Raw genomic sequence first — 20,695 nt, 5'->3', positions numbered from 1 at the left:
AACAAAAAGGAAGATGTTTTTCATTTAATCAGCTGATGCCCAGGATGTCCTTTACCTCGGCCTTCATATCATCCGCGCCGCATTCCCTGCTGTGGCGGATGGCTGCATGGCGGATTTCCTCCACTGCCTGGGGAACAGCCACGCCGGACAGGGCGCTGAGGGCATCCACAATTTCAAACTCATCCCTGCCTTCCAGTCCCTCTCTGCCTGCAATGGCTTCCATTACGCTGTGGGAGAATTTATAGGGGCTGGCCGTGGATGCTATGACGGTCTTTGTGTCATCCCCGCTTTCTTTCCTGTAATTTCCGTACACAGTGGCTGCAACGCCTGTGTGGGTGTCGATGAGATAGCCCGTGTCATCAAACAGCTTCCTGATGGTGACAGCATTCTGCTCCTGGGTGGCAAAACCTCCCGCAAAATCGGACATAAAGGCCCGCATCTCAGGCGTCACCTCATATCTTCCTTCCTCAGAAAGTCTCTGCATCAGGCTTTTATTCGCAAGGGCGTCGCATCCTGCGCTCAGGTAGATAAGGCGCTCCAGGTTGCTGGAAATAAGGATATCCATGGACGGTGAATTGGTGAGTATGAACTCCCTCCTCCTGTCATAGGTTCCCGTGGTGAAAAAGTCGTAGAGGACTTTGTTGTCATTGGAAGCGCATACCAGCGTCTTCACAGGAAGTCCCATGCGTTTGGCAAAATAGGCTGCAAGGATGTTGCCGAAATTGCCGGTGGGCACCACCACATTGATTTTTTCGCCCTTTTCTATCTCTCCCGCCTCTAACAGTTTGGCATAAGCATATACATAGTATACAATCTGCGGAACCAGACGGCCGATGTTAATGGAGTTTGCCGAGGAAAACTGGAAACCTTTCCCTGCAAGCTCTGCCTCCAGGGCCTTGTCCCCAAAGATTTTTTTCACGCCGGTCTGGGCATCGTCAAAATTGCCGTGGATGGCCACCACAGAGGTGTTGTCCCCTTTCTGGGTACGCATCTGCAGCTCCTGGACCTTGCTGACTCCGTCCTTGGGATAGAATACAATGATACGGGTACCGGGCACATCTGCAAACCCGGCCATGGCCGCTTTGCCCGTATCCCCGGATGTGGCTGTGAGAATCACGATTTCCCGGTCCACATTGTTTTTCTTAGCAGCTGTGGTCATGAGATGCGGCAGGATGGACAGAGCCATGTCCTTAAATGCAATGGTGCTTCCGTGATACAGCTCAAGGTAATATGCTCCGTCAGCCTTTGCAAGGGGCGCAATCTCTTCTGTATCAAACTTGCTGTCATAAGCCCTGGCAATACAGCTCTTAAGCTCCTCCTGCGTATAATCTGTCAGAAACAGCTTCATGACCTCATACGCCGTTTCCTGGTATGTCATGGATGCCAGCTTCTCAAGGGGTACATCCAGTTCCGGAATACCGGACGGCATAAACAGGCCGCCGTCCTTTGCAAGGCCCTGTAAGATGGCCATGGAAGCCGTCACTTCCTTTTCACCGCCTCTTGTACTCTGATAGGTTAATCCCATACTCTTTTTCCTCGCTTTACCATTTCTCAATTCGTAATGTTACCAAAATATTAACATATTTCCCGGTCAGACGCAACTGTAAACACGGATACCTTCCTTTTCCGTCCTTTATCTGGTATACTGATACAGCCTGTCCTGATACTGCCGGGTCCTTACCCGCCGCCGTATCCAGAGACGGCCCAATACACCCGGGAGGGACATCATCATGACCTATGAACATATTGTTACGGGAACCTTCATAAGCCGGCCCAACCGCTTCATCGCCCATGTGGAAACAGGGGGCAGGAGGGTTGTCTGCCATGTAAAAAACACCGGACGGTGCAGGGAGCTTCTGCTTGCGGGAGCCACGGTCATACTGGAATTCCATCCGGGCGCCGCCCTTGCAGGCAGAAAGACGGAGTATGACCTGATTGGCGTGTATAAAGGGGAACTGCTCATCAACATGGATTCCCAGGCCCCCAACAAGGCTGCCTGGGAATGGCTTACCGCACTGGGGGAAAACCGGCCCCCGGAAACGTCCTGCCTGCCTCCTGGTTCTTATGTACCCTTTGACATACGGCGGGAAGTCACCCATGGAGACTCCCGGTTTGACCTGGCCTTCTCCCTTAGGCACCGGGAAACAGACGCTGTATCACCGGCCTTTATGGAAGTCAAGGGCGTAACCCTGGAGGAACATGGCCTGGCCATGTTTCCTGATGCGCCCACGGAACGGGGCATCAAGCACCTGAAAGGCCTTATAAGGGCCCGTGAAGAGGGTTATGAAGCCTATGTCCTGTTTGTCATCCAGATGAAAGGTGTTCAGGGTTTTACCCCCAATGATATCACCCATCCGGCCTTCGGGGAGGCGCTCAGACAGGCTCATAAGGCCGGCGTCCATGTGCTGGCATACGACTGTCTCATTACCCCTGATACCATGGCTGTGGATTTGCCGGTAAGGGTTATGCTGGATTAGGGCAATACGATACGCTTCAGGCAATTCAGGCCAGGGCCTCCACAAGGGAGGCCCTGGCTGTTTCAGCATTTATTTTAATTATTATAACCGCAGGCTGCAGGAATTGCAGGAATTGCAATTGTTCCAATTGCAGCAATTATTACAGGAGCAGCGGCAGTTTGAAGCAGCAGCAGTCCTGCCTGCCGCCTGGGCAGCCGTCCTTGCCTCAGCAGACTGATTGCAGTTGTTGTTGGCATAGAATCCCGCCATATATCCCTGCCAGTATAAATCGCAGTTCCGGCCGGAGCCGCTGCCTGACCCGGCTGCCGTCGCTGCGGCGGCGCAGTTCCCGCTGGCAGCTGCCGTTCTGGCGAATCCTGCGTCCCCTGCATAATAAGTTCCCTCATACGTTCCTGCATATCCATTCCAACCATTACAATCATTATAATTCATAGTGTTAATCTCCTTTCATCTAGGTTGTACTTTATTATACGGGGCCGGGCCAAAAGTGTGACAACCCTGTTTTATTCCCATAGATACGTACTTTGCATATAATATCATAACAACCCTGAACGGTGATTCACTATGGTCTATCCCCTACATGAACTGAATCCGGGAGAACGGGCGGAAATCGTCTGGGTCATCAGCGAACCGCCCATGTCCCTGCGGCTGGAAGAGCTGGGATTTACCGCAGCGGCCCAGGTAACCTGTGTCATGAAGGGCCGCCGGGACCGCATGTCCGCCTACCAGATACAGGGCACGGTCATTGCCCTCAGACCCCAGAATGCCAGGGAGGTACTGGTGCGGCCTCTGGAACGGATTTGAAAAACAATCCGCCTTAATACCGGTTGTCAAATACGCGGGTGGACTTCTTTTCGCTTCTTGGAAGCTCGCCCAGTTCCACCAGCTTTACCACCGGAGTCAGGCCAATCCGCCCCTTGAACTGATTCTGGATTTCGATTTCCAGTGCATATTTGTTGATTGAGGGATTTGTCTCCACGAAAAGGGTCAGCACATCCTTGCCCATCAGATGGTCCACCATGACCTGGTATTCGCTGGAAGCACCTTCTATGGAGCTTAACAATTCCTCTATCTGGCTTGGGAATATGTTTACGCCCTTGACCTTGACCATATCGTCGGTGCGTCCAATCAGGGTTCCGATTCTCGGATAAGGGGAACCGCAGGGACAATCCCCCGGCACGATTCTGGACAGGTCATGGGTGCGGTAGCGAATCAGGGGTGCCCCCTCCTTTTTCAGGGTGGTGATGACGATTTCCCCCACCTCCCCGTCAGGCAGCACCTCGCCTGTCTTTGGGTCCACTATCTCGATGTAAATATAATCATCCCAGTAGTGCATGGCTCCCTGCTTCTCGCAGTTAATGGCAATTCCCGGCCCGTATACTTCCGTAAGGCCATAGATGTCAAACAGGTCCACTCCCAGCTCTGACGCTATCCTGTTCCTCATCTTCTCGCCCCAGCGCTCGGAACCAATAACGCCCTTCCTCAGATGGATGCGCTCCCCAATCCCTCTCTTGGCAATCTCCTCGGCCAGCAAAAGAGCGTAGGAGGAAGTGGCGCACAGAACCGTGGACTTCATATCCATCATCATGCGCAGCTGTTTATCCGTGTTGCCCGGCCCCATGGGAACGGTCATGGCGCCCAGGCGCTCGGCTCCCAGCTGGAAACCGATTCCGGCTGTCCACAGTCCGTATCCCGGCGTAATCTGGATACGGTCCAGATTGGTGATGCCCGCCATCTCATAGCAGCGCGCAAACATCAGCGCCCAGTCATCCACATCCTTCTGGGTATAAGGGATGATAACCGGCGTTCCCGTGGTACCTGAGGAAGAATGGATGCGCACAATTTCCTCCTCCGGAGCAGCCATCAGTCCCAGCGGATATGCTTCCCTTAAATCACCCTTCCAGGTAAAAGGAAGCTTTTCAAAGTCCTCCTGGGACTGTATCTGATTCACATTGACGCCTTCCAGCTTATGTTTATAAAAGCACTCCTTGGCCGTCAGTTTCTTGAGCTGTTCCTTAATGAGAAGGAACTGGGATTCTTTCATCTTCATCTGGTTAATCCTCCGTTTATCTTTTCATGGCGCTGGCTTCTGCGCCCAGCTTCAGGGCCTTCATATTCATGTCCTTAAACTTCTTTGGCACCCTCTTTTCAATGGCTGCCTCCATCTCCTCCAGGGAAATGCCTATCAGTCCGCTGGCAATGGCTGCTCCCAGCAGGGCCACATTCATCACCTTGGAGGAACCGCACTCCCTGCCGATGGATGCCGCATCCACCACCACCAGATTCTCTGCAGCGCGCTCCAGATATTCCATCATCTCCCGGCCCGTGTAGGCTCCTCCGGTCAGGGAGGCTGTCACCGGCCGTATGGGGGCCGGGGATACCACCACGCAGCCGTCTTTTTTCAGGTACGGCAGACACCGTACAGCCTCCGCCGGTTCAAAGCCAATGAGCACATCAGCCCCGCAGTGTGGTATCAGCGGAGAATATATCTCCCCGCCGATGCGCACATGGCTCACCACGCTCCCGCCTCTCTGGGCCATGCCTATGGTCTCAGCTCCCCTGGCTTCCATTCCCTTTTCCATGGCTGCCAGAGCTATGAGGCGTGATGCAAGGACAGTGCCCTGGCCGCCCACTCCGCACAATAATACATTTTTTGTCATCTTAATTACCTCGCTCTCCAAGCATCTTCCGGGTCCCCTTTGTCAGGAACAGGACTATTTAACCGTTTCAATGGCATTCACAGAACAAATCTGGCTGCAAAGGCCGCATCCGGTACACAGGCCGCTGTCGATGCGCACCATATCCCCGTCCAGCACCAGCGCCGGACATCCAATCTCATTAATGCAGGTCCTGCAGTTCACGCAGCTGTCCTCCACAATCCTGCATTTGCGGGAGCTCTTTATGATGGCTGCGCAGGGAGACTTGAAGATGACTGCTTTCACGCCCTTCATGGCGGACAGCTTAAGCACAGCGTCCACACATGCATTTAAATCCAGGGCATCCACGGTGACAATATGCTTCACGCCAATGCCCTCCAGCACCTTTGTTATGTCCACCTTATCCACTACATTGCCCATCATTGTATGGCCTGTACCCGGATGGGGCTGGTGTCCTGTCATGGCCGTGGTGGAGTTGTCCAGAATACACAGGGTCAGACTGGCCTCATTGTATACCGCATTGACAATGCCTGTCAGGCCGGAGGCAAAAAAGGTGGAATCCCCCACAAAGGAAAAATACCGTTTATCAGGCTCCACGCGCTGCATCCCCTGGGCCATGGTAATCCCGGCCCCCATACACAGACAGGTGTCCACCATATCCAGAGGCTTTGCGTTCCCCAGGGTATAGCACCCGATATCGCCGCAGTAAACTCCCTCTGCCGGCTCCCCGCCTTCCTCCAGGCCCTCGTTCAGCTTCTCCATGGCCCGCTTTACCGCGTAGAAGGATGCCCGGTGGGGACATCCAGCGCACAGGACCGGCGGACGGACAGGAAGCGGCGGTACGGGCAGGGAGTTATCCGGCCGGACCGGGCAGCCCTCCAGTTCCTTCAGGTACTGAACATACGGTTCTCCCAGATACTCCTCCAGAACCTTTCTGACAGACTCCACGGAATTCTCACCGGCCGGCTGGACCTCCCCGGTGAGCTTGCCCTTGACTTCCAGAGGCAGATGGTGTCTGCCGCTGAGAAGAAGCATCTCCTGTTCCAGTACAGGGTCCAGCTCCTCCACGGCCATCACCTCATCCAGCCCTTCTGCAAACTCCAGAAGCAGACGCTCCGGCATGGGATTGGGGGTGGATACCTTGAGCACTCTTGCTCCCTTGTATCCGTTCAGGGCTTCCATGACAAACTCATAGCTGATGCCATGGGTGATGATGCCTCTGACCGTATTCCCCTCTTCCCTATGTAACAGGTTGAATCTGTAACCCGAAAAATCCTCCCCTATAATGGGATTCCGGGCCTCTATCATCCTGTGGTTTGCATGGGACAGCCTGGGGAAAATAACCCATTTGCCGGAGTCCTTTACAAATCCCTCAGGCGCCGGAAGCTTAATCCTCTCCTTAAGCTCCACGCTGGCACATCCGTGGCAGAGTCTTGTGGTGGGGCGGAACAAAACCGGAGTATGGTATTTCTCAGAATATTCAAAGGCATCCTTTATCATCTCATATGCCTCTTCCGGCGAACTGGGGTCAAATACCGGCAGCTTGGAAAACTGGCCGAACCGGCGTGTGTCCTGCTCTGTCTGGGACGATATGGGACCCGGGTCGTCAGCCACAACAACCACCATGCCTCCCTTTACCCCCACGTAAGCCAGGCTCATCAGAGGGTCTGAGGCCACGTTGAGCCCCACCTGCTTCATGGTAACCATGGTCCTGGCTCCGGTATAGGCTGCGGCGGCCGCCACCTCCATACCTGCCTTTTCATTGACAGACCACTCTACATAGATATCTCCGGGATTATGCTTGGCAACCGTTTCCAGTACCTCTGTGGACGGCGTTCCCGGATAACCGGAAACCACCTGTACGCCTGCCCGGACCGCTCCCAGGCCGATAGCCTCATTACCCATTAAAAATGATTTGGACATTCCCATTCTCCTTCCCAACTGCGTTTTGTCTGAGATGTGATTTGATACCATTATATGCAAAAAGGCCTGTCCTTTCAAGAAAGGACAGGCCTGAATCCCAAAATGCCTGCGGTACCACCTTAACTTTTACTGCTCTCTCAAACATGCACCGTACATCCGGTACTGTACATGCTCTGCCCTTAACGCAGGCCTGCGGTCCAGATACTCGGCGCGTAAGCTGTCAGCTGACGGCCTTTCCCCTTTCCCTCAGCGGTCCATTTGCCGGCCGGCCTGTTACAGGGATTCCACCATCCCCTGCTCTCTGTAAACGCCCTCTACGGTTTGATTTCCGCCTCATCGGTTTATTAATTGCAATCCTCATTCCAAGCATACGACAGCTCAGAATATCCCGGCAGCCTGGCTGCCGGCAAAGATTCAGCATACTAGATATTATACAAGTTTTCCATCAGATGTCAAACATTTTTTAGCCTGAAACATCTGCAGAACCACACCGGTCATCTACTGGTCATTGGTCAGCTTAAAGTAATCCAGAATATAGAATACCAGACTCAGAATCATGCCGACCACACAGGCCAGCACCATTCCGGTGAGCTGCACATTGCCGAACTTCACGGCGATTCCCGACAAGCCCGTGACAAATATGACGGAAGTCAGGGCCAGATTTCTGGAATTTCCGTAATCAACCCTGGAATCCACCAGGATGCGCAGTCCCGAGGTTCCAATCATACCGTAGAGCAGGAAGGAAATGCCACCGATGACAGGACCCGGTATGGTGCTGATAAGGGTGGAGAACTTGCCGATAAAGGAGCACACAATGGACAGCACGGCTGCTCCCGCAATCACGCGCACGCTGTATACGCGGGTGATTGCCATGACGCCGATGTTCTCCCCATAGGTGGTGGTTGGCACGGAGCCAATCAGACCGGATATCATGGTGGAGAAATTATCTCCGAACAGGGAACGGTGAAGACCGGGGTCCTTCAACAGGTCCCTGCCCACAATCTTGCTGGTGACCACCTGATGTCCTATGTGCTCAGAAGTAATGACCAGAAGCACAGGAAGGATAATCATGATGGCTTCCAGGTTGAATTTAGGTGTGCTGAAATTGGGCAGGGCAAATACGGGGGCCGCCGCCACCTCGGCAAAATCCACGATACCGCAGGCCAGGGCCGACGCATAGCCCACAATAACCGCTATGAGGATGGGAATGACCGAGAAAAACTTTCTGAACAGAATGGAGCCGAATACAGCGGTTCCCAGGGTAAGCACAAACACGATTGTCTTCCTGGGGTCCAGCACCTCGTCCAGAAGCCCTGCATTGCTGGCCGCCGAACCGGAGAGTTCCAGTCCGATGAGCGCCACCACCGGACCCATGGCTGCCGGAGGGAGGACCACGTCAATCCACTCCGTCCCGAATTTATACACAATGAACGCCAGGATGCATCCGCAGAATCCCACTGCCACGAACCCTCCCAGGGCATATTCATAACCGAAATTACTGATGACCACGCCTGCCGGGGCCAAAAAAGCAAAGCTGGAGCCCAGGTAGGCAGGTGCCTTCCCCTTTGTCACTCCGATAAAGAGCAGGGTGCCCACGCCGTTCATAAACAGCACCACAGCCGGGTTTATGCCGAATATGAACGGCACCAGGATGGATGCGCCGAACATGGCGAACATGTGCTGGATGCTGAGAGGCACCAGCAGGTTAAAGGGTACCTTGTCCTCTACTTGAATGATACGTTGATTTTCCATTGTCTTCCTCCTTTGTTGTTCACTTGTTTCACACTCTGTTTCCTGCCGTGGGCCTCCGGCCTGGACGGCCGTGCCCCCGGCTTATCTTACCCCTCTCAAAACACCGTTCGCAGACAGAGAACGGGTAATCCCATGACAGCTCCTTGCCGCAGGCTGAACATTTGCGGGTGTAGCTGGCACATTCTGTCTTTAAAATGCGGCTGATTTCCTCCTCTGTCCTACGCCTCTCCTCAGCCAGGTTTTCAGCCTGTACAGGAAGACCCACCTTTCTGGAAAACTGGAAATAAAGGTCCAGCATCTTATAGTAGCTCTCCAAATCATACAGGTCATCTCCGGGACTGTAAGGGAATTCCAGTTCCGCCACATCCCGGTACTCCCTGCAGTAATCCTTCCACAGGTCCATAACCATCTTATTGTCTATGTCAATGGAGCAGGTAATGAGCTTATATATTTCCTGCCGGGTGAATTCCCCCATATCATCCCGGTGTACATGCTCAAAACTCATATACAGAGCCAGCAGCTCGTCCACCTCCATCTTCTCATAGATGGAAGGCGTATCCATGCCGGCCCATATCTTAACCAGGGTATCAATCTCAGCAGGCAGGTTAAGGAGCTGCTCCGGAAATCCCACATATGCCTTCATAATAGGCATGGGCATCCTGGAGAGCCCGTCCTCAATGACCTCTGCCTCGTCGATGGCAGCCACGAATCCCTCGTCATAAAGACCGTATCTTCCGGCCCGCCCCGCAATCTGCTTTATCTCCTCCGGGTTCAGGGTCCGCTTGTTGACCCCGTCAAACTTGCGCGTTTCCACGAACACGATTCTGCGTATGGGCAGGTTTAATCCCATGCCGATGGCGTCGGTGCTGACCACCACCTCCGTCTCCCTGGCCAGGAACCTGCGCACCTGCTCACGGCGGGTGGCAGGGGGCAGGCTTCCGTATATAACGCTGCAGTGGACGCCCTGGTTCTCCAGATGGGCTGCCAGGGCCAGCACTGATTTCTTGGAGAACACAATAAGGGCGTCTCCCTTTTTTAAATCACGCTTCAAATTATATGGCTTTTTCTCCATGGTAAGGCGGGTATTTCTCTTGTGGCGCACAACCCTGTACTGGTCGCCGCACCGCTTAATCATCTGCACCACAATATCCTCTGCCTCCGGGGCCATGCACAGGTGGATTTCCTCTGCCCTGAGCCCCAGCACTGCCCTGGTCCAGTTATGCCCGCGGTAGGGGTCGGCTATCATCTGGCATTCATCCACCACCACAATATCGAAATATTCATGGTCATTTAACATCTCCACGGTGCAGGACTGGCAGACAGCTCCCGGCACCTCCAATGTCTCCTCGCCCGTGACCATGGAACAGGACAGGCCCTCTGTATTGAGCTTGTCATAGACCTCCAGGGCCAGCAGCCTTAAGGGGCCGAAGTAAGCACCGTGCCTGCACTCCTTCAGCCGTTCCAGGGCGTCATGGGTCTTTCCGCTGTTGGTGGGACCCACATGAAGAATGAATTTGCGCTTCATCTCCCTGGCTCCCGGATATTCCTGCTCCGGCTTCTGTTTCACGGACTCCAGGATTCCCCGCTTAATGGTTTTGGGAATATAAAACAACTGATACGCCCTCTCCAGTGAATTTGTCAGAAGGTAACGGCGGATTCCCTGCATCCTAAGCACCTGCTCCAAATCCTCAAGGGACAGGCCGTTGACGTATTCCAGGTCCTTTCTTGCCAGAGCCTCGCAGAATTCATTCATCTGGCGGCAGCTGGACTCCCACTGCTCCAGGGCAGGCCCTGTCAGATGCCCCTCCTTGCGCATGAGATAGGCGCATACCTTTGACAGCATGGCGTGGACATCACTGAGTTCATTGGACTTCACCAGCGGCTTCAGGTTGGCCTCGGTCAACCGCATCAGGCGTTTCCTGAGTTCGGCGCCTGTCATGGCCCGGTAGCGTTTGTTTGCATTTCCAAAAAACAGGTCCTGGTAATATTCCGCCAGATACTGCTCGCACTCCTTTTTTATCTCCATGGTTTTCCTCTTTCTTCCAAATATTCGCAAAAGCAGCCAGACGCATATGATTCCATATCCGTCTGGCAGCACATTATACCATGGTTGTGTCTACAAAATGCTCAAATCCCGATATACCATATTCTGCGCACACACTGTTGATTCCATCCACGATTTCTTCCCGTGAATAATTGGCGGTGTAGAGTTCCTCATCATTCAGCTGGTTAAGGTACATATAAAATGTAAGGGCCATCTCCAGACAATCCAGACTGTCCGTATCCAGCTCATCGGTAAGAAGGTTCTCCGCATCATTGATGTTCCCCTCATCCACCAGGTCCTTAAGCCTTCTGTATACCCGGTCAAGGTCCGTGTACTTGTCCTCATCCTCCGGAAGGTCATAATCAATGTCGTTCTTACCAAGAACCAGCCTGGCAATGGCCCTCACCAAATCGCTGATTGTCCTCATAACGTAATCGTCCTGATATCCCATATCGCTTCATCTCCTGAATTTAGTTTATGTCCGGAAACCTTGCCCCAACCCCGGCATATATCCGCTGATTCCCTGAAGGTTTCTGTTTTTTGCACATTTAAACTTAGTATAGTTGATAACCTTTCCTCCGTCAAGCAGTCTGTTGCCACAATAATGAACCAGCAGCAGATAGGGACCTGGCTGCCATGCACCAAAGGTTTTACGGCACATACGCTATCCTAAGACCCAATCTGCCCGCCCCTAGGCAGATTTTATATTTCAGGAGTGACTGGATGGAACACCCACATTTTATCATCGCTTTTACCGGTAATGAACAGGCAGGCAAGGAGGTCCTATTTAAAAAGCTCACCGCCCAAAGAGGCTCCGTTAAACATTCCTGTACGCGGGACATGTCCTGCCCCTGCGGTGACTTTCTATATGACAGCCGCTGCTATAAGGCGGTGAACCTTCCCGGCATCCCGTCCCTCAGTTCCCCGTCAGAGGCAGCCAACCGCACTGCCACCTACCTCTGCTCCGGAAATCCGGATGCCATCCTGGTAACAGGCCATGCGCTTCATCTGGAAATACTTCTTGGGCTTTTAAAAGAAATCCTGAGTCTGGGCCCGGTCAGGGATTCCTCCATTCCGGTAGTACTGTGCGTCAGCCGCTGCGAAGAAGCCAGACGGCAGGGTATCCGTATTGATTTCTCCCTGCTTCACGATGTACTCCAGATTCCGGTAGTCCCCCTCCACGGATACGGAAGGGAACAAATGGATGACCTAAAAGCAGCCCTTCACTATGCCCTTCAGCCTCATCGCAAACACGACTTTCTCTATGACTGCCTGGACTTTTCCCCCTGCCGCCTTGCCCATGAGTGTATGGCAGCCGGAAAGGAACCATCCTATGGAAGGCCATGTAATATAAGTCCGGGAACACAATGGGCCGGAAGAATAGGCGGAGCATTTCTGCTTTTGTGCTTGTTTGGATTTACAGCCTGTCTGTCTGTCCAGCTCATGGACTGTTTCTGGCCGCTATTTTTTGATGCAGAAACCATTCTGGCCGCATGGGCTGAATGGTCCGCAATACCGTCCTGGCTGACCGGACCCATCATCCATGGTGCATTCCGCGCAGTGTCATGCACCATACTGTTGCTGCTTGCCCCTCTTTTTCTGCTGTTTCCCCTGCTGGGATTATTGGGCAGGACCGGATGGTTTCCCTGGGCCGCATACCTGTCAGACCTGGTGACAGAACTTTTTAATGAAACATCCTGTGATACCGCCAGTCATTATAAACCATACAGCATATGTTCCACCATCCTCTCCTGTACCGCGGACCATACCATTCCCATTCTTGACAGGGCCATAACCGCGGCTGTCCCGGCCGGTATACTTATTTGGTTTCTCGGCAGCATGGCATACGGGGGACCGGAAACCTCTTATCCTGTATTCCTGTCCCCGGGCATGTACGGCAGGAGCCTGTTAGAGGGTATTATACATCTTCTTGACAATCCGGCCCGGCTCCTTGGCCTGGACGGCACCATACTGGCCGCCTTTATCCTGGGGATTTTTTCCCATGGAATGACAATTCCCACCATGATGATGATGTATCTAAGCACAGGAAATATCCCTTCCCACCCATCCCCATTCATGCTTGGACAGATGCTGGCAAATCATGGCTGGACCTGGCGCACAGTCCTGTGCACCTGTCTCATGGCCCTGACCCGCTTTCCAAGCCTCGCTGCCTGTCTGATGCTGCGCAGAAGGTCCGGTCCTATTCCTGCCCTGTTTATGGGGAGGCTGCTGATCTTTATTTTTGGCATCATTCTGTGCGTACTCATAGCTCTGACGGGAAGGATATCCGGCTGACACCCGCGTTTTCGGCACTTCCCGGCAATCTCTATTCCTCCTGTAAGCCCTTCCCCGGAACATGGCCCTGCCCCGGAAATATATTCCAGTGCATGTCCCCCATTTTCTGGGGATTCTTTCTTGACTGACCGGTTTCCTGAGCCTATAATGGAACTAAGCAAACAACAGGATACATATCATGGACATTCAAAAACGCAGGACGTTCATCATCAGTTTTATTTACTTTGGAATCATAGGTGTGCTCTGCTATATAGGGTTAAAAAAACTCCTTCCCATACTGATTCCCTTCATGGCAGCCATGGCCATTGCAGCCATGCTGGAACCGGCAGTGTGCTTTCTGGACAGACGCATGAGGGGCGGAAAGGGAGCGGCCGCCGCCGCGGTGCTGGTGGTTTTTTATGGTTCCATCCTGACAATCATGTGCGTGTCCGGCAGCCACGTTCTGGCCTCCATCCAGGAGCAGGCAAAAAAACTGCCCGGCATCTACAGCCAGACCATTGAGCCAGGCCTGTCCCATTTCTTTTCCTTACTGGAGAACAGCTTCCCAGGCCACAGCATCCACATATCCGCCCTGGGGCAAAGCCTGGAGCATTTCATGGAGAACGCCTCCATGGGCATCTCCTCCGCACTGCTTGGCTGGGGCGCCTCTGCCATAAGCGGCATTCCCTCCCTGTTCCTTGATTTCATCATCGCCGTAATAGCCTCATTTTTCCTGACAGGCAGCTACAGGGAGACACTGGATTTCCTGCTGTGCCAGATTCCGGACGGCAGACGGCAGATGCTCCTGCAGATATTCCTCCATGTAAGGGATGTTGCCTGCCGGCTTCTGAGGGCTTATGCGCTTTTGATGCTTCTGACATTTACGGAACTTTATATCGGATTCCTGGTCCTTGGCATTCCGGCAGGCTTCACCCTGGCCTGCATCACCTCGCTGGTGGATATTCTGCCGGTGCTGGGCACGGGCACCGTGCTTCTTCCCTGGGCGTTCATAGCCTGGATGACCGGTTCCAAAAGCCTGGCCCTGGGTCTTGTGTGCCTGTATCTGCTCATAGCAGTGGTCCGCCAGACCCTGGAGCCGAAACTCATCGGCCTTCAGATGGGCCTTTCCCCTGCAGCCACCCTGCTGTGCATATTTGCAGGCGGCAAACTGCTGGGCCTGACCGGTATCTTCCTGTTTCCCATAGCCGCCGCCATTCTGGCAGAACTGCGCAGCGGCACTGCCCATCCCTCCCGGGAACAAGCTTAACCCGGCGCTTTCCTAAGCCGTACTATCCCCAGCCGCAGCGTCCCTCCAGGCAGGAACACAACCATACCCCAAAGGCAGGTGATGTATATGAAGTTCTTCCATAACCTTACAGCCAGGTTTTCACCGGCGGTTTCCTCCGAAACCGCAGAGAAAGCACAAAGTCCGGGGCCCCCTGCCCCTAAAAATGCCGCTTCAGAATGCCGCCCCCTTCGGGCCTTCACAGCCGGCCTGGTTCTGGCCGCTGTCTCCGGTCTGCTGGGACTTTGTGCCCGGACAGTGCCCGGCTTTGCCCAGTTTTATTCCGTCACCGTGTACCCCATTCTGGCCGGTACCATTGGACGGTTCTGCAGCCTGTTTCCATTTTCCCTGTCCGAAGCCGGGCTGTATTCCCTCTGCCTGTTCTGCCTCTATTATCTGGTTCTCCATATCAGACAGCCTCTTGTGCTGCTTTCCCGTGCCTTTTTTCTCTGCTCCGCCCTGTTATGTATCTTCACGGTAAACTGCGGAATCAACTATTACCGCACCCCCTTTTCCTATGAGGCGGGAATTGCCCCGGAAAAATCCTCCACAGAAGAGCTGCTGGCGCTGTGCCGTTATCTTACAAACCAAATCAACCGCACCCTGCCGGAAACAGACCATTCCGGGGATTACCTGGACGGCCTGTATCCGGGGCAGACAGAGGCTACCCCCGCCCCTTCGGCCAGAGAGCTTTCCAGACTGGGAAAGGACGGCAGGGCGGCCATGATTCGGCTGGGTGATTCCTATCCCCAGCTGGCTGGATATTATCCCTATCCCAAGCCCCTTATCAATTCCAGACTGCTGTCCGTACAGCAGCTCTGCGGCATTTACTCTCCCTTTACCATAGAGGCGAACTACAACAGGGAAATGCCCTACTATAACATCCCGCATACCATCTGCCATGAGCTGTCCCATCTGAAAGGCTTTATGCGTGAGGATGAGGCCAACTTCATCGGATATCTGGCATGTATCGGCTCCGATTCCCCGGACTTCCGCTACAGCGGCTACCTGACCGGCTGGGTCTATGCCGGCAATGCTCTGGCCAGGGTGGACCCGGACAGCTATTATGACCTCTATACAAAGCTGTCACCCCAGGCAGTCCGGGACCTGGATTGGAACAACCAGTTCTGGGAGCGCTTTGAAGGCCCGGTGGCCCAGGCCTCCACACAGATGAATGACAGGTATCTTAAGGCCCACAGCCAGGAGGACGGCGTTCGCAGCTATGGGCGGATGGTGGACCTGATGCTGGCATATTACAAGGAACAGCTAAGGGAGGATTAGGACAAATCCTCCCCCACCTCCTCTTTATGGTTCATCATCAGCGTCTCCACCCGGTACAGATGGTTGTACATGGATTCATAGGCGCGCTCTCCATTCATATCCAGAATATTCTCATATATCTGTGTATGGTATGACACCACCTCATCCCTGGGAGTCGTGTATTTAAGGGAAAGAAACTGATGGTTGGCGGTGATATAGGGAATGGCGTCCAGGCATTCCACAAGAAACCGGTTGTGGGATGCCTTTGCTATGGCCTTATGAAACCAGGCGTCTGCCTCAAAAAATGAATTGTTCTCCTTTGCCTTCAGCTTGCGTATCTGGTTAATGCTGTCAAACAGTGCATTCTGCAGCTCTTTTATGTCATCCGCCGACCGGTTCAGGGCCGCCTCTCTGGCCGCCTGGGACTCAATCAGTCTTCTTAAAATTATAGTCTCCTTTAATACCGTAACATTTTCCATAAAGGGCGTTCCATAGGAAGTATCGGACAGGGTGCTGCCGGAGGATATCACCACTGTCCCGGAACCCGCTGATGTCCTCACAATCCCGGCATCTGCCAGCTGCCTTAAGGCTTCCCTCACCGGAATACGGCTGGTATCATAATATTCTGCCAGCTCCCGCTCCGTGGGCAGCTTCTGATTCGTCCGGTACTCTCCAGTCAATATTTTCTTCTTTAAATCCTCTAATATAACCTCACTCAGTTTTTGTCTTGCCATCTTTTCCTCCCCTCCCGGTATGTTCTCCATCCCGCATCGGTGTATTTTGGTATATATTATACCACCCCTTCCCTAATTTTCATACCAATTTTTAAATTTTATACCAATATTTCGTTTTATTTTGTATAACTTATATATCTTATGGTCTTTTTATCTTTATTATATTGATTTTTTATACAAAAATATATATGCTTTTGGTATAAAAAGCGCGCGAAACCATATGAAAAGGAGATACGATGTACAGGGAATTTTTAAAAGCAAAAGATGATTTCCTAGCTGCCGCTTCCCGCACCTATGAGAGCGGGATTCAAACCGGAACCGGCGGAAACCTGAGTGTCAGGATTCCGGGCACTGACCTGATGATTGTCAAGCCCAGCGGTTTTTCCTACGGGCAGTGCAGCGAGGGAAACATAACCATAACCGACTTCCAGGGCGACCTGCAGGAGGGTCTGTATAAACCCACCAGGGAGTCCACCCTTCACGGCAGTCTGTATGCCAGATACCCTAAAATAGGGGGCATTGTCCATACCCACAGCCCCTATTCCATCCTTATATCACTGAATGACAGACAGCTGGAGTTAATCACCCTCCATTCCCAGCTCAAGCTGAAAAAACCGGTCAGGATAGTGGACGTTGCCACACAGGCCGTAACCCGGGAGGAGCTTCCCAAGGTATTTAAGGTGCTGGATTCAGAACCGGAGACAGCGGCCATTATCTTAAAGGGACACGGCATTGTTGCCATATCCTCCAGCGCAGTGAAGGCAGGGCAGATTGCAGAGCTGATTGAAGAAACCGCCATGATTGCGTGGGAGCAGAAAAAACTCAGAAAATAAAGGAGAACCGCTATGACAAACTATACCATTACACCCATTAATACAGGATTCACCAATACAAGCAAGGGACAGTATTTATATCACCACAGCGTACACAAATTTTATGATGTGGAGGGCTTTGTAAAGCTTCCCGTCACCGTTTTCCTGGTGCAGGGCGGGGGGAGAAACATCATGATTGACACAGGAATGTCTGACACGGAGATTGCAGGAAAATACCATCATCCCGGTTCCGTACAGCCCGAAGGCCATGCTGTTTATGAACAGCTGGAACGGCTGGGTGTCAGGTGCAGCGGGATAACAGACATTATCTTTACCCATCTCCACTGGGACCATGTCTATTATCTGGACCGTTTTGTAAATGCCTCCCTTCATGTCCAGAGAACCGAATATGAGTTTGCCGTTAATCCCATTCCCCTCTACTATAAATCCTATGAGTATCCTGTGCTGGGACTCAAACCCCAGTTTGACGGCAGGAATTTTAAACTTTATGACGGGGAGGCTGAGATTTTCGACGGTATCAGCGTATATCCCACGCCTGGCCATTCCGTGGGCCACCAGACTGTTGTTGTCAATACCAGCGAGGGACAGTACCACTGCTGCGGCGACCTTATCTTCACCTATGACAACCTGAAGCCTGTACCGGAAATGCATTATGACATCACACCGCCAGGACGTTTCTTAGATATTGTGGATGAATGGAACAGCATTGTGGAACTGAAGAAACGGGCGAAAAGCCAGGAGTTCATCCTTCCCACACACGCTCCTGAGATGATTGAAATCGTGGAATCCAACAGAGTGTACGGCAGATAAAGGAGGTCCCATGGAACATAACAGAATTGCCCTCATCGCCTCCCTTGACACCAAGCTGCCGGAAACCTTATATGCCAAACATGAAATTGAGTCATGGGGCGGCCGCGGAATCATAATTGACATCAGCACCAAAACCCTGGTGGATGCAGGCGCTGCGGTGGGGCCTGCCGATATCCTGGCCCGCTGCGGGATGACCTGGGAAGAATTCGGGCCCCTGGATAAGGCCCAGAGCATCGAAACCATGTCCAGGGCACTGACAGCCGCCATGCCGGCTTTGTATGAGGAAGGGCTGTTTGATGCCGTCATCTCCATCGGAGGCGGCCAGAATGCCCGGATGGCCGCTGCCGCCATGAAATCCCTGCCCTTTGGGGTTCCTAAAATCGTAGCCTCCTCGCTGGCCTGCGGCAAACGGACCATGGAACAGTATGTGGGGGACAAGGATATCATGGTTGTCCACACGGTTGCCGATATTTCCGGACTCAATTATACCACCAAAACCGTGATTCACAATGTCTGCCACGCCGCCCTGGGCATGCTTCATTATCAGAAGCAGGTGGTCCCCGACACCCGGAAAAAGATTGCCGCCACAATGCTGGGCATCACATCCAAAGGCGTGGAGGGCGCGCTGCGCCTGCTGCCTGACGACACCTATGAGAAAACCTGCTTCCATGCAAACGGCGTAGGGGGACGCTGCATGGAAAAGCTGATTGCGGAAGGCGCTTTTGACCTGATTGCAGACATGACGCTTCATGAGCTGACCTGCGAGGTCCTGGGCGGATACTGCACCGGGGCAAATAACCGGCTGCAGGCAGCCATTGAGCACCATATTCCCATGGTTGTTGTACCCGGCGCCCTGGATATGCTTGACTTCTTCATTGATGAGGACGGGCGGGGACTGCCGGATGACATTGACCGGCGAAAGAAGGTCTATCACAATTCAAGTATTGCCCACACTAAGATTTACAGGGACGAGGCGGTAAGGCTGGCCCGTATTCTGGCTGAACGCCTGAACAGGACCACTGCCCCGGTAACCCTTATACTGCCGGATGAAGGCTTCTGCGAGGCAGCAGCCAGGGGCGGCCCCATGTATGACCCGGAGGTGGATAAGGCGTTTATAAGCACCATAAAACCATTGCTGGACCAGCATATAACAATCATTGATGTGGAGGGCAATATCAATTCAGACAACTGCCAGAGCGCGGTTGCCGCAGCTATAATGAATCTTGTTTAGGAGGGTGGATTTATGACTACAACCATAAGCGTTGCCGGCTTGTTCCTTGCTCTGTTCCTGCTGGTATACCTGGCCTTTAAGGGACACAGTGTAATAATCATCGCACCAATTGTTGCCATGGTAGCTGTAATTTTTTCTGCCGGCTTTGATTCCCATCTCATGGCAAATTATACCGAAGTTTACATGACAGGTTTCGCGAACTACGCAAGGAATTATTTTCCCTTGTATTTATTCGGGGCAGTCTTTGCAAAATTAATGGAGGTCAGCGGATATGCAGACGCCATCTCCCACCTTATCGCCAGCAAACTTGGAAAGGACAGGGCCATACTGGCAGTTGTGCTTTGCTGCGCAGTGCTTACATACGGAGGCGTTTCCCTCTTTGTAGTGACCTTCGTGGTCCTTCCCATAGCCATCTCCCTTTTCAGGGCAGCCGACATTCCCAAGCGGCTGATTCCCGGCTCCATTGCCCTTGGGGCATTTACCTTTACCATGACAGCCCTTCCCGGGTCTCCGCAGGTGCAGAATACCATCCCCATGACCTACTTTGGTACAGATGCGTTTGCAGCCCCTGTTCTGGGCATTATCGCAGCCGTCATGATGTTCTCTCTTGGCATGGTCTGGCTTAACTACAGGGCCAAAAAGGCGAAACAGGCAAAAGAGGGCTACGGGGACCATAACGATGAGAAAAAGGAGATATCGGAATCCGACCTTCCCGGCATTGTCCACCCGGTCATTGCCTTCCTCCTGATTGTAGCGGTTAACCTATTATGCTCCAAAGTCATATACCCCCGGGTGAACACAGCTTATCTGGAGCAGTACAACACGAAAATCAGTGCTGTTTCCGGCAACTGGTCTGTCCTCATCGCCCTGCTTGTGGCCATTATTTACCTGGTTATAACCGGCCTGCCCCGCTTTAAGGCATTGAAGGACAACCTGAAATCAGCTGCCGGCAATTCCCTGATGCCGCTTATTAACTCCTGTGCCGTTGTGGGCTTTGGCTCTGTAATCAAGGGACTGGCCATCTTTGCCATTGTACAGGCCTTCATTCTCTCCATATCAGCCAATCCTCTGATTACTGAGGTTCTGGCAGTGAATCTGCTATGCGGCATGACGGCATCTGCCTCCGGCGGACTGGGCGCCACCCTGGAAGCCCTTGCCCCCACATTCCTGGAACAGGGCGCCCGCATAGGAATCGGGCCCCAGGTACTGCACAGGATTGCCTCCATCTCTTCCGGCGGCCTGGACTCACTTCCCCACAACGGGGCCACTGTGACCACCCTGTCCCTGTGCGGCATTACCCATAAAGAGGGATACCTGGATATGTTTGTGACCTCCGTGATTATTCCCATTGCCACCGCACTGGTCATCGTGGCGCTGGCAACACTGGGCCTGAGATGTTAGACCGTATCCGGAGG

The 20,695-nt window shown here is 53.0% G+C and carries 18 protein-coding genes; 9 read left to right on the top strand and 9 right to left on the bottom strand.

Annotated elements, in window-relative coordinates; translation table 11 throughout:
• Positions 1–28: 28 nt before the first annotated feature.
• The gene (thrC, locus tag I2H39_RS20740) at positions 29–1,525 is read right to left on the bottom strand and encodes a threonine synthase (protein ID WP_138306507.1); all 1,497 of its coding nucleotides are present in this window, start codon (positions 1,523–1,525) and stop codon (positions 29–31) included.
• A gap of 205 nt (positions 1,526–1,730) precedes the next feature.
• On the opposite strand from thrC, the gene sfsA reads away from it, so the two are divergent.
• Positions 1,731–2,477: a DNA/RNA nuclease SfsA gene (sfsA, locus tag I2H39_RS20735; protein WP_138306506.1), complete on the top strand. Its 747-nt coding sequence runs from the start codon at positions 1,731–1,733 to the stop codon at positions 2,475–2,477.
• Positions 2,478–2,558: 81 nt separating this feature from the next.
• Here sfsA and I2H39_RS20730 read toward each other — a convergent pair whose 3' ends face one another.
• On the bottom strand, positions 2,559–2,909 hold the full coding sequence (locus I2H39_RS20730) for a hypothetical protein (protein ID WP_138306505.1): 351 nt from the start codon (positions 2,907–2,909) through the stop codon (positions 2,559–2,561).
• 132 nt (positions 2,910–3,041) lie between these two features.
• Here I2H39_RS20730 and I2H39_RS20725 point away from each other — a divergent pair, with 132 nt between their 5' ends.
• On the top strand, positions 3,042–3,281 hold the full coding sequence (locus I2H39_RS20725) for a FeoA family protein (protein ID WP_138306504.1): 240 nt from the start codon (positions 3,042–3,044) through the stop codon (positions 3,279–3,281).
• 13 nt (positions 3,282–3,294) lie between these two features.
• On the opposite strand, the gene I2H39_RS20720 is transcribed toward I2H39_RS20725, so the two are convergent.
• The 6 genes from I2H39_RS20720 to I2H39_RS20695 form a co-directional block, all read right to left on the bottom strand.
• Positions 3,295–4,527: a phenylacetate--CoA ligase gene (locus I2H39_RS20720; RefSeq protein WP_138306503.1), complete on the bottom strand. Its 1,233-nt coding sequence runs from the start codon at positions 4,525–4,527 to the stop codon at positions 3,295–3,297.
• A gap of 16 nt (positions 4,528–4,543) precedes the next feature.
• Positions 4,544–5,137, bottom strand: a complete 594-nt coding sequence (locus tag I2H39_RS20715) for an indolepyruvate oxidoreductase subunit beta (RefSeq protein WP_138306502.1) — start codon at positions 5,135–5,137, stop codon at positions 4,544–4,546.
• A 54-nt stretch (positions 5,138–5,191) separates the two neighbouring features.
• The gene (iorA, locus tag I2H39_RS20710; RefSeq protein ID WP_138306501.1) at positions 5,192–7,057 is read right to left on the bottom strand and encodes an indolepyruvate ferredoxin oxidoreductase subunit alpha; all 1,866 of its coding nucleotides are present in this window, start codon (positions 7,055–7,057) and stop codon (positions 5,192–5,194) included.
• 498 nt (positions 7,058–7,555) lie between these two features.
• Entirely contained in the window at positions 7,556–8,809 is a 1,254-nt protein-coding gene (uraA, locus tag I2H39_RS20705; protein WP_138306500.1) for a uracil permease, read from the bottom strand.
• Positions 8,810–8,837: 28 nt separating this feature from the next.
• Positions 8,838–10,835: a helicase-related protein gene (locus I2H39_RS20700; RefSeq protein ID WP_195627423.1), complete on the bottom strand. Its 1,998-nt coding sequence runs from the start codon at positions 10,833–10,835 to the stop codon at positions 8,838–8,840.
• 73 nt (positions 10,836–10,908) lie between these two features.
• Entirely contained in the window at positions 10,909–11,304 is a 396-nt protein-coding gene (locus I2H39_RS20695) for a DUF6483 family protein (RefSeq protein WP_195627422.1), read from the bottom strand.
• A gap of 272 nt (positions 11,305–11,576) precedes the next feature.
• On the opposite strand from I2H39_RS20695, the gene I2H39_RS20690 reads away from it, so the two are divergent.
• The 3 genes from I2H39_RS20690 to I2H39_RS20680 all read left to right on the top strand — a co-directional run bounded on the left by I2H39_RS20690 (position 11,577) and on the right by I2H39_RS20680 (position 15,693).
• Positions 11,577–13,148: a FeoB small GTPase domain-containing protein gene (locus tag I2H39_RS20690; protein ID WP_195627421.1), complete on the top strand. Its 1,572-nt coding sequence runs from the start codon at positions 11,577–11,579 to the stop codon at positions 13,146–13,148.
• A gap of 178 nt (positions 13,149–13,326) precedes the next feature.
• Positions 13,327–14,394, top strand: a complete 1,068-nt coding sequence (gene ytvI / locus I2H39_RS20685; RefSeq protein WP_195627420.1) for a sporulation integral membrane protein YtvI — start codon at positions 13,327–13,329, stop codon at positions 14,392–14,394.
• 87 nt (positions 14,395–14,481) lie between these two features.
• Positions 14,482–15,693 (top strand): DUF3810 domain-containing protein, encoded by a 1,212-nt coding sequence (locus I2H39_RS20680; RefSeq protein ID WP_195627419.1) that lies wholly within the window; start codon positions 14,482–14,484, stop codon positions 15,691–15,693.
• Here I2H39_RS20680 and I2H39_RS20675 read toward each other — a convergent pair.
• On the bottom strand, positions 15,690–16,406 hold the full coding sequence (locus I2H39_RS20675; protein WP_138306488.1) for a FadR/GntR family transcriptional regulator: 717 nt from the start codon (positions 16,404–16,406) through the stop codon (positions 15,690–15,692). The genes I2H39_RS20680 and I2H39_RS20675 overlap by 4 nt on opposite strands.
• A 236-nt stretch (positions 16,407–16,642) precedes the next feature.
• On the opposite strand from I2H39_RS20675, the gene I2H39_RS20670 reads away from it, so the two are divergent.
• Genes I2H39_RS20670 through I2H39_RS20655 form a run of 4 tightly spaced genes read left to right on the top strand, consistent with a single transcriptional unit; the run spans position 16,643 to position 20,681 of the window.
• The gene (locus I2H39_RS20670) at positions 16,643–17,239 is read left to right on the top strand and encodes a class II aldolase/adducin family protein (RefSeq protein WP_138306487.1); all 597 of its coding nucleotides are present in this window, start codon (positions 16,643–16,645) and stop codon (positions 17,237–17,239) included.
• 12 nt (positions 17,240–17,251) lie between these two features.
• Positions 17,252–18,049 (top strand): N-acyl homoserine lactonase family protein, encoded by a 798-nt coding sequence (locus I2H39_RS20665; protein WP_138306486.1) that lies wholly within the window; start codon positions 17,252–17,254, stop codon positions 18,047–18,049.
• A gap of 10 nt (positions 18,050–18,059) precedes the next feature.
• A complete protein-coding gene (locus I2H39_RS20660; protein ID WP_195627418.1) occupies positions 18,060–19,280 on the top strand; it encodes a Tm-1-like ATP-binding domain-containing protein in 1,221 nt (406 codons plus the stop codon).
• A gap of 12 nt (positions 19,281–19,292) precedes the next feature.
• Positions 19,293–20,681, top strand: coding sequence for a GntP family permease (locus tag I2H39_RS20655; RefSeq protein ID WP_138306484.1), 1,389 nt, complete (start codon positions 19,293–19,295; stop codon positions 20,679–20,681).
• The last annotated feature ends 14 nt before the right edge of the window (positions 20,682–20,695 follow it).

This window comes from Clostridium sp. 1001283B150225_161107_B6, from assembly GCF_015556325.1.
GTDB lineage: Bacteria > Bacillota > Clostridia > Lachnospirales > Lachnospiraceae > Enterocloster.
The sequence above is the reverse complement of the archived record's forward strand: the minus strand, read 5'-3'. Positions and strand labels throughout refer to the sequence as shown.

Coding starts and splice junctions, on each gene's coding strand:
- I2H39_RS20700 (WP_195627423.1), bottom strand. CDS start 10,835: ATGGAGATAAAAAAGGAGTGCGAGCAGTATCTGGCGGAATATTACCAG.
- I2H39_RS20695 (WP_195627422.1), bottom strand. CDS start 11,304: ATGGGATATCAGGACGATTACGTTATGAGGACAATCAGCGATTTGGTG.
- I2H39_RS20680 (WP_195627419.1), top strand. CDS start 14,482: ATGAAGTTCTTCCATAACCTTACAGCCAGGTTTTCACCGGCGGTTTCC.
- I2H39_RS20675 (WP_138306488.1), bottom strand. CDS start 16,406: ATGGCAAGACAAAAACTGAGTGAGGTTATATTAGAGGATTTAAAGAAG.
- ytvI (WP_195627420.1), top strand. CDS start 13,327: ATGGACATTCAAAAACGCAGGACGTTCATCATCAGTTTTATTTACTTT.
- iorA (WP_138306501.1), bottom strand. CDS start 7,057: ATGTCCAAATCATTTTTAATGGGTAATGAGGCTATCGGCCTGGGAGCG.
- I2H39_RS20665 (WP_138306486.1), top strand. CDS start 17,252: ATGACAAACTATACCATTACACCCATTAATACAGGATTCACCAATACA.
- I2H39_RS20670 (WP_138306487.1), top strand. CDS start 16,643: ATGTACAGGGAATTTTTAAAAGCAAAAGATGATTTCCTAGCTGCCGCT.
- I2H39_RS20715 (WP_138306502.1), bottom strand. CDS start 5,137: ATGACAAAAAATGTATTATTGTGCGGAGTGGGCGGCCAGGGCACTGTC.
- I2H39_RS20725 (WP_138306504.1), top strand. CDS start 3,042: ATGGTCTATCCCCTACATGAACTGAATCCGGGAGAACGGGCGGAAATC.
- I2H39_RS20690 (WP_195627421.1), top strand. CDS start 11,577: ATGGAACACCCACATTTTATCATCGCTTTTACCGGTAATGAACAGGCA.
- I2H39_RS20730 (WP_138306505.1), bottom strand. CDS start 2,909: ATGAATTATAATGATTGTAATGGTTGGAATGGATATGCAGGAACGTAT.
- sfsA (WP_138306506.1), top strand. CDS start 1,731: ATGACCTATGAACATATTGTTACGGGAACCTTCATAAGCCGGCCCAAC.
- uraA (WP_138306500.1), bottom strand. CDS start 8,809: ATGGAAAATCAACGTATCATTCAAGTAGAGGACAAGGTACCCTTTAAC.
- I2H39_RS20655 (WP_138306484.1), top strand. CDS start 19,293: ATGACTACAACCATAAGCGTTGCCGGCTTGTTCCTTGCTCTGTTCCTG.
- I2H39_RS20720 (WP_138306503.1), bottom strand. CDS start 4,527: ATGAAGATGAAAGAATCCCAGTTCCTTCTCATTAAGGAACAGCTCAAG.
- thrC (WP_138306507.1), bottom strand. CDS start 1,525: ATGGGATTAACCTATCAGAGTACAAGAGGCGGTGAAAAGGAAGTGACG.
- I2H39_RS20660 (WP_195627418.1), top strand. CDS start 18,060: ATGGAACATAACAGAATTGCCCTCATCGCCTCCCTTGACACCAAGCTG.